Annotated in this window: 10 protein-coding genes; 3 read left to right on the plus strand and 7 right to left on the minus strand. The window is 63.3% G+C overall.

All coding sequences use genetic code 11. From position 1 onward, the window contains the following. Nucleotides 1-2 precede the first annotated feature (2 nt). Nucleotides 3-3,338 carry an amidohydrolase family protein gene (locus E3U23_RS01400; protein WP_279349388.1) on the minus strand — a complete coding sequence of 1,112 codons (3,336 nt, stop codon included), beginning with the start codon at nucleotides 3,336-3,338 and terminating at the stop codon, nucleotides 3-5. A gap of 36 nt (nucleotides 3,339-3,374) precedes the next feature. Then, complete coding sequence (locus E3U23_RS01405; RefSeq protein WP_279349389.1) at nucleotides 3,375-4,403, minus strand: LacI family DNA-binding transcriptional regulator; 1,029 nt, start codon at nucleotides 4,401-4,403, stop codon at nucleotides 3,375-3,377. Nucleotides 4,404-4,551: 148 nt separating this feature from the next. Here E3U23_RS01405 and E3U23_RS01410 point away from each other — a divergent pair, with 148 nt between their 5' ends. From E3U23_RS01410 to E3U23_RS01420, 3 genes are read left to right on the plus strand one after another with little or no spacing between them, the layout of a single operon-like run. Further along, nucleotides 4,552-6,054 (plus strand): flavin-containing monooxygenase, encoded by a 1,503-nt coding sequence (locus E3U23_RS01410; protein WP_279349390.1) that lies wholly within the window; start codon nucleotides 4,552-4,554, stop codon nucleotides 6,052-6,054. A 33-nt stretch (nucleotides 6,055-6,087) separates the two neighbouring features. Next, on the plus strand, nucleotides 6,088-6,849 hold the full coding sequence (locus tag E3U23_RS01415) for a competence/damage-inducible protein A (RefSeq protein ID WP_279349391.1): 762 nt from the start codon (nucleotides 6,088-6,090) through the stop codon (nucleotides 6,847-6,849). 58 nt (nucleotides 6,850-6,907) lie between these two features. Next, nucleotides 6,908-9,790 (plus strand): DUF2339 domain-containing protein, encoded by a 2,883-nt coding sequence (locus E3U23_RS01420; RefSeq protein ID WP_279349392.1) that lies wholly within the window; start codon nucleotides 6,908-6,910, stop codon nucleotides 9,788-9,790. On the opposite strand, the gene E3U23_RS01425 is transcribed toward E3U23_RS01420, so the two are convergent. The 5 genes from E3U23_RS01425 to secE all read right to left on the minus strand — a co-directional run bounded on the left by E3U23_RS01425 (nucleotide 9,787) and on the right by secE (nucleotide 12,449). Then, nucleotides 9,787-9,966: a hypothetical protein gene (locus E3U23_RS01425; RefSeq protein ID WP_279349393.1), complete on the minus strand. Its 180-nt coding sequence runs from the start codon at nucleotides 9,964-9,966 to the stop codon at nucleotides 9,787-9,789. The genes E3U23_RS01420 and E3U23_RS01425 overlap by 4 nt on opposite strands. 140 nt (nucleotides 9,967-10,106) lie before the next feature. Further along, nucleotides 10,107-10,799, minus strand: a complete 693-nt coding sequence (rplA, locus tag E3U23_RS01430) for a 50S ribosomal protein L1 (protein WP_279349394.1) — start codon at nucleotides 10,797-10,799, stop codon at nucleotides 10,107-10,109. Nucleotides 10,800-10,803: 4 nt separating this feature from the next. Then, complete coding sequence (gene rplK, locus E3U23_RS01435) at nucleotides 10,804-11,235, minus strand: 50S ribosomal protein L11 (RefSeq protein WP_279349395.1); 432 nt, start codon at nucleotides 11,233-11,235, stop codon at nucleotides 10,804-10,806. Nucleotides 11,236-11,651: 416 nt separating this feature from the next. Then, nucleotides 11,652-12,188 carry a transcription termination/antitermination protein NusG gene (gene nusG / locus E3U23_RS01440; RefSeq protein ID WP_279349396.1) on the minus strand — a complete coding sequence of 179 codons (537 nt, stop codon included), beginning with the start codon at nucleotides 12,186-12,188 and terminating at the stop codon, nucleotides 11,652-11,654. A 54-nt stretch (nucleotides 12,189-12,242) separates the two neighbouring features. Beyond that, on the minus strand, nucleotides 12,243-12,449 hold the full coding sequence (secE, locus tag E3U23_RS01445) for a preprotein translocase subunit SecE (protein WP_279349398.1): 207 nt from the start codon (nucleotides 12,447-12,449) through the stop codon (nucleotides 12,243-12,245). Nucleotides 12,450-12,581 lie beyond the last annotated feature (132 nt).

Below are 12,581 nucleotides of genomic sequence, written 5' to 3' on the forward strand. Positions count from 1 at the left end.
GATCATTCCCACCAATAGGGGAGGCGGCGCGCGTCGCCGGTCTCGACCTCGTTCATCGTTCGCGCATCGTAAAGCCGCCCGCCCAGCATGACCTGCGCGATGTCGTCCGAATTGCGGATGTCCTCGGCAGGATCGGCTGTGAGGATCACGAGGTCAGCGAGTTTGCCGACTTCGAGGCTGCCCACATCCCGCTCCATGCCGAGTGAGCGGGCCGGTTCGATCGTGCCGGCGCGCAGCGATTCGACCGGGCTCATGCCGCCGCGCACGAAACTCCACAGTTCCCAATGCGGCGCAATCCCGGCCTGCTGGCCGTGCGCACCGATGCTGACATGTACGCCGCGCTGTGCAAGCTTATGCGCCTCGCGCGCCGCCTCGTCGTCGACGAAAGCCCAGTCCGGCGCCTTGGTGCGGCGCGCCGTTTCGGCGAGCAGCATTTTCGGAGGCGTGTGAACCAGCAGCGGATTGTCGAACACGTCGGTCGCCTGCCGCCAGTAGGGATCGGCTGCGAGCCCGCCATAGGTGACGACCAGCGTCGGCGTGTAGTTCGTGTCCGACTGGCCGAACATCTGCAGTACGTCGTCATACATTACGGCGAGCGGGATATTGTGCTCCAGCGTGGAATTACCGTCGGCGATGATATTCATGTCCATTCCGAACAGCGATCCGCCCTCGGCCACCACCAGCATGTTTTCCGCCCGCGAAGCGGCGACCACCTGCTGGCGCTGTTCGCGTCGGGGCTGGTTATAGTTCTTTATCGAGATGCCGCCCTGCGCCTTGATCCGCTGTACATGGGCCAGCGCATCTTCGTAGCTGTCGATGCGCGCATAGACGCCGGGCGATTTCGCGCCGTACACGATCTCGCCGGTGGAGAAGATGCGCGGGGCGAGCAGACTGCCCGCCTGCTGCCGCTCCGCCGCATGATAGATCATGCTGGCGACGGACGAGGGATCGTGCAGCGTGGTGGTCCCCATCGCGAGGTTCTGCACCAGCGACCAGTTCTGCTCCGGCACCAGATCGCCCACACCTTGCGCCCCATGCGCATGGGCATCGACAAGACCGGGAATGATAATCCGTCCGCCCGCATCGATCATCGTCGCGCCCGAAGGCACCTGTACGCTCGACGCGGGACCGACGGCCGCGATCCGGTCGCCTTCGATGACGATCGTTCCGTTCTCGATGGTGCCGGCGCCTTCGCCCGCCATGGTATGGATGCGCGCGCCCGTGATCGCGACCGTGCCGTTCGCCTTGTCGGCGCGGATCGTGCGCGCGAGCGACGTGCCGCTGTCGGGCGGCGTGAATTGCGGCGCGGCGTCCGGTGCCTGGGGCGCGCGGGGCGTCAGGGCCGCCGTAGTCGCGCGATAAAGCGTCGGCCCCATCGACCAGTAAAGCGTGCGACCGTCTTCGGCCCAGCCGATATAGTCCGCCCCGCCCCGGCTTACGCGGGTGACGGGAAGCGAGCTCGCCTTCTCGCCCACGGTCACGGCCTGCCCGCCCGGCAGGAGCGGCATGGCGAACACTTCGTAGTTCTGACGGAAAGCGACGTAATCGCCGCGGGGGCTTACCTTGAAATCGTTGGCCAGTTCACCCTCGGCATGGACGCGGCGGGCTTCGCCGTTCGAATCGCTCGAGAGAAGCTGCAGCTTGCCGTCATTTCGGGCGATCATGAACAGCCGGTCGCCGTCCGCGCCGTATTGCGGGTTGGAGGCGTCGCGCGCGATCAGGCGAGACGTGCCGCCCGTGGCAGACACCGAATAGACGCCTTCGTTTTCGCTGTATTCGGGGGCGGTGAGATAGCCGCCACCGCGCTTTTCAAAAACGATACTCTCACCGTCGGGCGAGAATTGTGGTACTGCATAGTGACCCGGCTGCTGCGTCACGCGGCGCTCGTTGCGGCCGCGCGCGTCGACCGTCACGATGCTGCCGAGTTCGTCGTCGCTCCAGCGCACGAAGGCGATCCGTTCCCCGTCACGCGACCATGCGGGCCATAGTTCGAGGGTGTCGTCGTTCGAGGTCAAGCGGCGTGGTTCGCCATTGCCGCCGACAGGCTTTACATAGAGTTTGCCGAGACTTTCAAACACGACGGTGCGGCCATCGGGCGAGATGCTGGCGAAGCGCGGGATTTTTGCGGTGAAGCTTGCCGGCGCGACGTCGATCACGGGATGCGGAGCGTTCGCAACCGCGCGGGTATCGTCGATCCGGAAGGGGATTTCGGCAAGGCCCGAACCGTCGGCATTCACGCGGCGGATCTTGCCGCCCGCCCAGAAGACGATGGAGCGCCCATCCGGCGTCCAGTCCATCATCGGATAGACGCCGTATACCGCCCAGGTTTCCTGCATGTCGAGATCGAGCTGGCCATAGACCATGCGTTCTTCGCCGGTGGCGACATTCTTCACCCACAGCTGCGACTGGTCCTTGTCGCGCCGGACGAACGCCATCGTATTGCCGTCGGGCGAAGGCGTCGGCCGCACGGCGCCGCCATAGCCGCCGACCGCCGTCGTCACTTCGCCGGTATCGATGTCGTATTTCTCGATGTTGAAGATGCCGGCGTTGGAATCCTGCGCATATTCGAAGATTGGCCCGCCGGTAATGTTGCGGGTGTAGTAGATCGAATTGCCGTCGGGCGCGTAGACCGGTTCGCCCAATTCCTTCTGCAGCGCCTCGCTTGCACGTTCTACCAGCTGGACGCCGCCGCCGCCCGAAACGTGATAGAGCCAGACTTCGCCGGTGCCGAGGCTGCGCTCGGTGGTGTACTGCTTTTTAGCCACGATGTAGCGGCCATCGGGCGACCAGCTCGGCTGATTGAGGAGGCGGAAGTCCTCCTTGGTCACCTGTTGCTTGTTCGAACCGTCGGCATTCATGATCCAGATATTGTCGCCCCCGCCCCGATCGGAGGTGAAGGCGATCTGGCTGCCGTCGGGCGAGAAATCGGGCTGAACTTCCCACGCCAGACCTTCCGCGATGCGCGTCGGCGTGCCCCCACCGATCGGCATGGTGTAGATATCGCCCAGCAGCGCGAAGGCTATGGTGCGACCATCGGGCGAGACGTCGACGTCGATCCACGTGCCCTCGTCCGTGCGGATCGGCACATCGCGAAGCTGGGCACCGCGCGGGGCGCTGACATCCCAGCTTTCGTCCTTCGCATCTTCGCCTGCGATCGGCACGGTAGCGGGGGCGGCGTCGACCTGTTCGCCCCCGCCTTCGGGCGGCATCTCGTCCTGCGAGGCATCGACTTCCTGCTCTTCCACCGGATTGGGGCTGGGCTGCGGTTCCTGGCTCTGCGCATTGGCCGCGCCGGCGGCAAGCACCAGAGCGAGGGCGGATGCGATGCTGGTTCTCATTGAAGCTCTCTCCTGAACGAGTAATTCTGGTATCGGTTAGCGGACGCTCGCGCGTTCCACCAGATGCACGGGCACGCGGCGACGGGTCTCGTCGTTTTCGGATGCTAGGGCGATGTCCACCAGCAGGCGGCCCGCTTCGGCGAAATCGGGTTCCAGCGTGGTGAGTGGCGGATGCGAGAACGCGCCCGACCCCAAACCGTCGAAACCGACGACGCCGACCGCGTCCGGCACCGAAATGCCGCTCCGCTCGAGCTCCTCGAGCGCGCCGAGTGCCATTGCGTCGCAGGCGAAAAACAAACCGTCGAAGCTCGTGTCCTTCTCGACAAGGGAGCGGACGGCCGCGCGGCCTTGCGAAACCCGGTCCTTTCCTTCGGATACGATCGCTTCGTGGGGGTCCAACCCCAGCGCTTCGATGCCTGCGCAATACCCATCGTACCGTTCGCGATACTGGCGCTGCGAGGAATTGGGATCGCCGACGAAAACGATGTGTCGCGCGCCGCCCTTGGCAAGGCGCTCGACGGCAAGGCGCCCCCCATCCAGATTGTCGGACCGCACCCACATCGCATCGTCGAAGGGCGAGCCCCAGAAAGCGGTTGCCGGAGATCCCGCCGCGACCTCGCGGAAGTAATCCCATGCGGGCTCGTTCGTTGCGGTGCCGATTACCACCATCCCGTCGGCCTGCCGCCGCGCGACGTAATGGCCGAACAGTTCGCTCTCCTCAGCCTGTACGGAAACCAACGCTTCGTAGCCGCGCTCCGCCGCGGCGGCGCAGGTGCTGCCGAGGAGGCTGTAGTAGAACGGATTGATCGCAGCCGCGCCCTGCCCCGCCCTGCCGATGACGACGATGGCGATGGTACCCGTCTGCCCCCGGCGCAGGCCGGCGGCGCGGGTATTGACGTGATAGCCCAGTTCTTTCGCAGCCTGCTCGACCCGCCGCCGCGTCGCCTCGGTAATGGTTTCCGATCCCGACAAGGCGCGGCTGACGGTGGACTGACTTACCCCTGCCCGTTCCGCCACATCGATCGACGTAACGCGCTGCATCTGCTCCCGCTTTACTACCGTCATAAGCTTGTCCGCGCCCCTCTATTCGGTCGCCTATACCACGAGGCGAGCCATTGGCGAGGGCTCGCCTGAATAAGGGTTGCATACCGAAACGGAAGGTAGCGTACGTCCAAGCTATACGATAAGCTCTGCGGCGGAAGAGGAGAGAACAATGACATCGCAGGCCACCGATTACGACGTCCTGATCGTGGGTGCGGGCCTATCCGGGATCGGAATGGCTGCGCACATGAAGGAGAAGACGCCGGATCGCAGCTTCGCCATCGCCGAGCGGCGCGAGAACCTCGGCGGGACGTGGGACCTGTTCCGCTATCCGGGGGTCCGCTCCGACAGCGATATGCACACGCTGGGCTTCGAGTTCGAACCGTGGAAGCACGAGAAGTCCATCGCCGATGGGCCTGCGATCCTCGAATATCTCGAACGCATCGTGGACGAGCGCGACATCCGCCGCCACATCCGCTTCAGGCATACGGTAAAATCGGCCGACTGGCAGGAAGCCGATGCGCGCTGGCACGTGACGCTGGAAAATGCGGAAGGCGAGCGCAAGCTGCTGACCGCGAACTTCCTCTATCTCGGTTCGGGCTATTACGACTACGACCAGCCGTACGATCCGGGGTTCGATTTCGGCGAATTCGAAGGCCGCGTGGTCCATCCGCAATTCTGGCCGGACGATCTCGAATATGCGGGCAAACAGGTCGTCGTCGTCGGATCGGGAGCGACGGCGGTCACCATCGTTCCTTCGATGGCCGACAAGGCCGCGAAGGTCACGATGCTGCAACGTACGCCCACATGGATGTTCGGACGGCCGGCGAAAGACAAGTTTGCCAACTTCATGCGCAAAATCTTCTCCGAAGAAACGGCGTATAAGATTACGCGATGGAAGAACGTGAAGATGCAGGACTTCATGTTCAAACGCGCGCGAACCAAACCGGACAGGGTCAAGAAGGCGTTGTTCGACCACATCGAAAGCGTACTCGGTCCCGATTACGATCGCACCGCCTTCACTCCGCCCTATGATCCGTGGGACCAGCGGCTCTGCCTCGTACCCGACAACGACCTGTTCGACGCGATGAATTCGGGCAAGGCGGCCATCGAAACCGGCCATATCGCCGCGTTCGAGAAAGGCGGTGTCCGCCTGAAGGATGGGCGTTTCCTCCCCGCCGACATCGTGGTGACGGCGACGGGCCTGAAGCTGGCAGTCGCCGGAAAGATCGCCGTTTCCGTTGGCGGAGTACCCGTCGATTTCTCCGAGCATTATTATTACAAGGGATGCATGTTCTCGAACATACCGAACCTTGCCGTGGTGTTCGGCTATCTCAACGCAAGCTGGACGTTGCGGGCAGACATCAATTCCGATTACGTCTGCCGCGTGCTGAACGAGATGGAGGCGAAAGGCGTCGACATCGCGGTTCCGGTCTTGCCTGAGGACCATGATCTGGAAGACGACGACATCTTCGATTTCTCGTCCGGCTATATTCAGCGTTCGAAGCACATCATGCCGAAGAACGCGGTGAACTTCCCGTGGCGCCTCAATCAGGAATACGTGGTCGACCGCAAGCTCATGCGAACCGAACCAGTCGATGACGGCGTGTTGGCGCTGCGCAAATCCGAACGGGCCGACAGTGCGATTTCGCGTCCCAGGGAAGCGGCGCTCTAGCCTTGTGGACCCGCGCGCCCTACGTGGCCATGCATGACTGAAAAACAGCGCATCTACACCGCCGGCCTCGTGGTGATCGGCGATGAAATCCTGTCAGGCCGCACGCACGACAAGAACATCGCGCAGGTCGCAAGCTGGCTTCAGGTGCAGGGAATTCGGCTGTCCGAAGTGCGCGTCGTGGCGGACGTGGAAGAGCGGATCGTCGAAGCGGTGAATGCCTTGCGCGAGGAATACGATTATCTCTTTACCACCGGCGGGATCGGCCCGACGCATGACGATATTACGGTCGATGCGGTGGCGAAAGCGCTTGGCGTGCCGGTCGTGATCCATCCCGAAGCGCGCGCCATTCTAGAGCGCTACTATGCCGACAAGGGCGGCGTGAACGAAGGCCGCCTGCGTATGGCCCGCGTGCCCGACGGCGCGGAATTGATCCCCAACCGGATGAGCGGCGCGCCGGGCATCAAGATTGGCAATCTGCACATTATGGCCGGCGTGCCGCATATCACCGCGGGCATGCTCGATGCCCTGACCGGAACGCTGGAAGGCGGGGCGCCGCTGATTGCCGCGACGGTCGGCGGGTTCATTCCCGAAAGCGAGATTTCCGGCCTGCTTCGCGATTGCGAGAAGCGGCACGAGGACTGCCAGATAGGTAGCTACCCTTTTTTCCGCGAAGGCAAGGTCGGCGCGAACTTCGTCGTCCGCTCGACCGAGCAGGACGCGCTCGATGCCTGCATGGCCGATTTGTGCGAAGGACTGCACGCAGAGGGTTATACCTTTGTCGAAGGCGGCATCTAAGCGGCTATTTTCTTAACCCGCGATGCCGTAAGGCCAGGTTCGTTCGGAGGGGGTTCGAATGGAATGGCTGCTGATCATATTGCTGGGGGCGGTATCCTACGCCTTTCATGATCGGCTGAAAAAAGCCGAAGCCCGGATAGACGAGCTGGAAGCGGCCCCCCGTGCCTATGCATACCGAAGCGCCGACGCGCAGGAGTTCGTACGGCAGACGGACCTTGCGCCGGCGCCGGAACCCGAACCCGTGGTCGAGGAAGCCACTCGCGCAAATGAAGGGCTAGAAGAAACGCGAGTGGCCGAACCGGTCACATATCGATTTGGCAGCGTTTCGGAGTCCAATTCGGATCTACCGGAGGATAACGAAGAAGAGGTCGCTTCCCGACGTGCCTTCGATCCCGAAGACCTGTTCCGCAAGCTCGCCATCTGGCTCGGTGGCATAACGCTCGCGGTCGCCGGCGTGCTGCTGGTCCGCTATTCGATAGATCAGGGATTGCTGACCCCGATCGTTCGGGTGTTCTTCGCCTTCCTGTTTGGCGTGCTGCTCCTCGCCGCCGCCGAACTGGCTTACCGCTTCGAAGCCCGCGTGCAGGATGAACGCGTACGTCAGGCGCTCGCCGGGGCCGGCCTCGCGACGCTCTACGCCGCCTTCTATCTGGCCGGAACGCAATACGGGCTGATCGGGCAGACGGTCGCCTTTCTGGGACTTGCCCTCGTTACGGCAGCGGCCATCGGTCTATCCTTCCGCTTCGGCCTCCCGAGCGCGATCCTCGGGCTGGTAGGCGGCTTCGCCGCTCCGTTGCTGGTCGGTGGCGAAGAAGCGAACTTGCCGCTGCTTTCGCTCTATCTCGGCCTCGTGACGGCAGGCCTTGCCTATACGGGTCGGCGGCAGGGCCGATCATGGCTCGGTATCGCCGCTCTCGTCGGCGGACTTGGCTGGGGCGGCTTGCTTCTCTTGTCCAACGATTGGGGCGCGAGCGAAATCCTCGCCTTCGGATTGTACCTGCTGGTGCTCGGCTCCGTCGTACCCGCGCTGGTCGGCGGAGCCGCTTTCGAGCGGCCCGTACGGCTCGGCTCGGCACTGGTCGCCAGCGTGCAGCTTGCGCTGATGGTGGAGCAGGCGGGCTTCGCACCGCTCGCATGGGGGCTTTACCTGTTGCTTGGGGCAGCGCTTGCCTTTTTCGCCTGGCGGCGGCTCGAATTACGCGGGGCGAATGTCGTCGCAGCGACCGTCGCGATCCTTCTTCTGGCGGCATGGCACGGATACGATCCACGTTTCTTCGCCGCCATCGCCGCCGCAATCGCTGTCCTCTTCGCAGGGGTTCCGCTCGCCGCGCTTTGGCGCGGGGTCTCGCGGCGTGTCGATCTGTTGCAGGTGGGCGCAGTACCGCTTGCCCTCAGCGCGGTCCTGCTCGGCAAGTTCTGCGATTTCGACGATGCCGCGATGCCGATGCTGGCGTTTGCCTTGACGACGCTGGCCGCCCTTCCGGCTGTGGGAACCTGGCTCCGCCGCGCCGATTTCGGCCGGGACACGGCTCTTCTTTGCGCCATCGTAGCAAGCCTAGCCTTCGCCGCTCTCCTTCTTGTGACGCCAAGCTGGAGCGCGCCCATCGCAGCAAGCGCGGTCGCTGGCGCACTGCTGGCTATTGCAATGCGGACGAGGACGGACGCCGCCGTCATACTGGCGTCGGGTGCGGGTGCCGTCGTGCTCGCAAGCCTCATGGCGACGCCGGACTTCACCGGCGAGGCCGGGCGGCTGTACGGAGAGGTATCGGACGCTGATAGGCTCCGCGCCGTCCTGCGTTGGTTGTCACCGACGGCGCTCCTCTCGGCGTTGGCGTGGAAGCTACCCGACAGGACAATTTCGCTTCTCGCCGAATGCGTGGCGGCGGTGCTCATCTACGGCACGCTGGCGCAGATTGCCTCGCCGTTATCGCTCGCTTGGATGGCTGCGCTGTCCGCCCTTGCGGCAGGGTTCGCCCTGCGCTCGCGTCCTGCCGCCGGCCTGACCTTCGCCGCCATCGCGGCTGGGTGGTCGGTCTGGCCTATCCTCCTGTGGTTCGGCCCCAATATAGAAACACTGGGTGGCGCGTATGTGCGTGTCGGGGAATTGCCGAGCCTGCAGATGCTCGCATTGCGCGTGCTCCCGGTCCTGGCCTGCTTTGCGCTTCCTGTGTTCGGGCGGCTTTCCATCGGTTCAAAGGCCGCACCACGCGGGGCTCTCGCCGTCTTGCCGGCGCTGGTTATCGTTCACACGCTGTATCGGCAGGTGTTCGGCATCGATACCGTCACGCAGTTCGTCAGCCTCGGGTTGGCAGAGCGTACGGTCTGGGAAGGACTGCTGCTTGCCGTCGCTTGGTTGTCCGCGAGGGGTGCCGGGCGTTTGACGCCTTCAAACACGCTGGCGGCGGTCTTTGCCGGGGCGGCGCTTGCGCATTTCCTCGTCTATACCGGGCTAATGCACAATCCGCTCTGGACGCGGCAGGCCGTGGGTCCAGTGCCATTGGCGAACCTCGCGCTTGCCGCCTACACAGTGGCGATCGGCGCGGTCCTGTCGCTCAAACGCTGGGTCAGCGCGCCACGCGGTGTGTTCGATGCGGCGGTCATGGCGCTCGTCACGTTCGGAGCGCTTACCTTGTTACGGCAGGCATTCGCCGGCTCGATCCTGATTAACGCGCCGCTCGGCCAGACCGAAGACCTGCTACGCTCGCTCCTCGGAATTGTCCTCGCGGTCGCGTTCCTCTCGCTGGGGAGCCGGCGGGGCGAACGGAGCTGGCGGCTCGGGTCGCTCGCGCTGATCCTGGTGACTGTGATCAAGGTGTTCCTGTTCGACACCGCCGGGCTCGAAGGTCTCGTCCGCATCGCCAGCTTCGTGGCGCTCGGGGCCAGCCTGATCGCGATCGGCTGGTTCTACTCCCGCCAGCTCAGGAGCAACCCCGCCGCTTAGAGGTCCATATTGCCGTGGCGGTCCTGCTCGATATCCTCGCGCAAGTTTCGGGCACCCTCTTCCGCCTTTCGATCCGTGGCGGCGCTCGAGTTGCGATTGCGGGCCCAAGCCCAGATGATGGCCGCGAACAGCAGCATCGGGGCGACGAAGTAGAGAATGGGTACCAGATTATCCATGACGATCCTCGATGACGGGTCTTAATATTTGTTGAGCTCGATCCTACAACGCCCGGCGCACCGCATCTTTCCGCACCCATGACGCAAAAAGGGCCGGCGATCGCTCACCGGCCCTTCCATGATTACCATGAATGCGAGGCTTATGCGCCTTCGACCTCGGCGAGGTCGAGCTTGAGGCCCGGACCCATCGAGCTCGTCAGCGTGACCTTGCGGACATACTTGCCCTTCGCGCCGGCGGGCTTGGCCTTCACCACCGCATCGGTCAGCGCCTTGAAGTTCGCCTTGATCGCCGCATCGTCGAACGAAAGCTTGCCGAGGCCCGAGTGAATAATGCCCTGCTTTTCCACACGGAATTCCACCTGGCCGGCCTTGGCATCCTTCACCGCCTGTTCGACGTTCGGGGTTACCGTGCCGAGCTTGGGGTTCGGCATAAGGCCCTTGGGACCGAGCAGCTTGCCCAGCCGGCCGACCACGCCCATCATGTCGGGCGTCGCGATGATGCGATCGTAATCGAGATTGCCGTTCTGCATGTCTTCCATGAGATCTTCCGCACCGACCTTGTCGGCACCGGCGGCAGTCGCCTTCTCGGCATTGTCGCCACGAGCGAACACGGCGACCTTCACGTCCTTGCCCGTGCCCGAAGGCAGCGAGACCATGCCGCGCACCTGCTGATCGGCATGGCGCGGATCGACGCCGAGGTTCATCGCGACCTCGACCGTCTCGTCGAACTTCGCTTTGTGCTCGCGCAATGTGGCGAGCGCTTCGTCCACCGTGTAAAGCTTCTCGTTATCGAGCTTCGCGCGGGTCTGCTGCGTTTTCGTCTGCTTGGCCATCGGTTCAGCCCTCCACCACTTCAAGGCCCATCGAACGGGCGGACCCGGCAATGATTTTCATGGCCTGATCGACATCGTTCGCGTTCAGGTCGGCCATCTTGGCCTCCGCGATTTCCTTCACCTGGCTGGCCTTGATGGTCCCGGCCGAAACCTTGCCCGGCTCCTTCGAGCCCGACTTCAGCTTGGCAGCCTTCTTCAGGTAGTACGAAGCCGGCGGCGTCTTGGTGACGAAGGTGAACGAGCGATCGGCATAGACGGTGATGACCGTCGGGATCGGTGCGCTCTTTTCGAGATCCTGCGTGGCGGCATTGAACGCCTTGCAGAATTCCATGATGTTCACGCCGCGCTGACCCAGTGCCGGGCCGATCGGGGGTGAGGGGTTGGCGGTGCCGGCAGGCACCTGCAGCTTGATATAGCCTTCGATTTTCTTGGCCACGAGGGCCTCCTTTCACACTGTTCCCGCGCGCCCGGTATGGGCAAGGCGGGTCATGATAAGCGGTCGAGCGGCCAACCGGTCAAAGGCTGGCCTTCCGCACGAATCCCGATGCTCTTGCTTGGGAAGCGGCGCACATAGCGGTTTGCCGCCGATTTGCAAGGCTGTTGGACGGAAGTTGGGGTACGCGCAGGACGGTTCCTATCGGATGGAACACATGGAGCGGGGTCTAAGGGGTAAAAGGAACAGGTTCGGTTTGGGCAGGTCATGGAGACACTGCTTAAAGAGCACGAGCGCGGTAGGAAATTCGCATGGCTTTGCCGCCGCTTTCAAAGAACGCGGAATAAACGAAAAACCCCTCGCCGCCGGTCACGGCGCGAGGGGTTCGAATTGGCAACCGCCCGCCGCAGCGGCGCGCCTTACTTGCTGAGTTCGACCTGTTCGAAGTCCAGTTCCACCGGCGTCGCGCGACCGAAGATCGAGACGGAGACCTTGACCTTCTGCTTGTCGAAATCGAGCTCTTCCACCAGACCGTTGAAGCTGGCGAAGGGGCCGTCCAGCACCTTGACCTGATCGCCGATTTCGTAATCGACGTCGACCTGCTGCTTTGGCGCGGATTTCGCTTCTTCCACGCCGCCGAAATAGCGCGCGGCCTCTTTTTCCGAAATCGCCTGCGGCTTGTTGTTGTTGCCGAGGAAGCCGGTCACCTTCGGGGTGTTCTTGACGAGGTGATAGATATCGTCGGTCATGTTCAGCTTGGCCAGCACGTAGCCGGGCATGAACTTGCGTTCCGTCTGCACCTTCTTGCCGCGCTTGATCTCGGTCACCGTTTCGGTCGGGACTTCGACTTCCTCCACCCCTTCGGACAGGCCGAGCCGTTCCGCCTCGCTCAGGATGGAATCGCGGACCTTGTTCTCGAAACCGGAATAGGCGTGGATGATGTACCAGCGTGCCATGTGTCTAACGTCTTACCCTGTCGAAATGTGTGCGGTTCGGTGAAAGCCTACGGCTCAGGCGATGGTCAGCAGCCAGCCGACGAACGTGCTGAACAGCGAATCCACCCCGAGGAAGAACAGCGAGAGGATGGTCATCATGATGAACACGAAGATCGCCGTGCGGATCGTTTCCTCGCGGCTAGGCCACACGACCTTGCGGCCTTCGGCCTGGACCTGACGGATGAATTCCGCGGGGCTGGTCTTGTTCGTCTTCTCGGCCATCGTGGACTTGCTCTCGCTCGAATATCGTCTCGTTTCTTCCGGGATGGGATCATCGCCGCCCCGATGCAAGATCGGGAGGGGCTTTATGATGCTCCGATGTCGGAAGACGGCAGCGCATGTAGGCCGGTGGGG

Origin of the sequence: Erythrobacter litoralis, assembly GCF_029760855.1 — a bacterium.
GTDB classification, from domain to species: Bacteria; Pseudomonadota; Alphaproteobacteria; order Sphingomonadales; family Sphingomonadaceae; genus Qipengyuania; species Qipengyuania litoralis_A.

What these genes read in the sequence shown, in the direction of transcription:
- nusG (WP_279349396.1), bottom strand. Translation starts at nt 12,188, where the DNA reads ATGGCACGCTGGTACATCATCCACGCCTATTCCGGTTTCGAGAACAAG.
- E3U23_RS01420 (WP_279349392.1), top strand. Translation starts at nt 6,908, where the DNA reads ATGGAATGGCTGCTGATCATATTGCTGGGGGCGGTATCCTACGCCTTT.
- secE (WP_279349398.1), bottom strand. Translation starts at nt 12,449, where the DNA reads ATGGCCGAGAAGACGAACAAGACCAGCCCCGCGGAATTCATCCGTCAG.
- E3U23_RS01400 (WP_279349388.1), bottom strand. Translation starts at nt 3,338, where the DNA reads ATGAGAACCAGCATCGCATCCGCCCTCGCTCTGGTGCTTGCCGCCGGC.
- E3U23_RS01425 (WP_279349393.1), bottom strand. Translation starts at nt 9,966, where the DNA reads ATGGATAATCTGGTACCCATTCTCTACTTCGTCGCCCCGATGCTGCTG.
- E3U23_RS01410 (WP_279349390.1), top strand. Translation starts at nt 4,552, where the DNA reads ATGACATCGCAGGCCACCGATTACGACGTCCTGATCGTGGGTGCGGGC.
- rplA (WP_279349394.1), bottom strand. Translation starts at nt 10,799, where the DNA reads ATGGCCAAGCAGACGAAAACGCAGCAGACCCGCGCGAAGCTCGATAAC.
- E3U23_RS01405 (WP_279349389.1), bottom strand. Translation starts at nt 4,403, where the DNA reads ATGACGGTAGTAAAGCGGGAGCAGATGCAGCGCGTTACGTCGATCGAT.
- E3U23_RS01415 (WP_279349391.1), top strand. Translation starts at nt 6,088, where the DNA reads ATGACTGAAAAACAGCGCATCTACACCGCCGGCCTCGTGGTGATCGGC.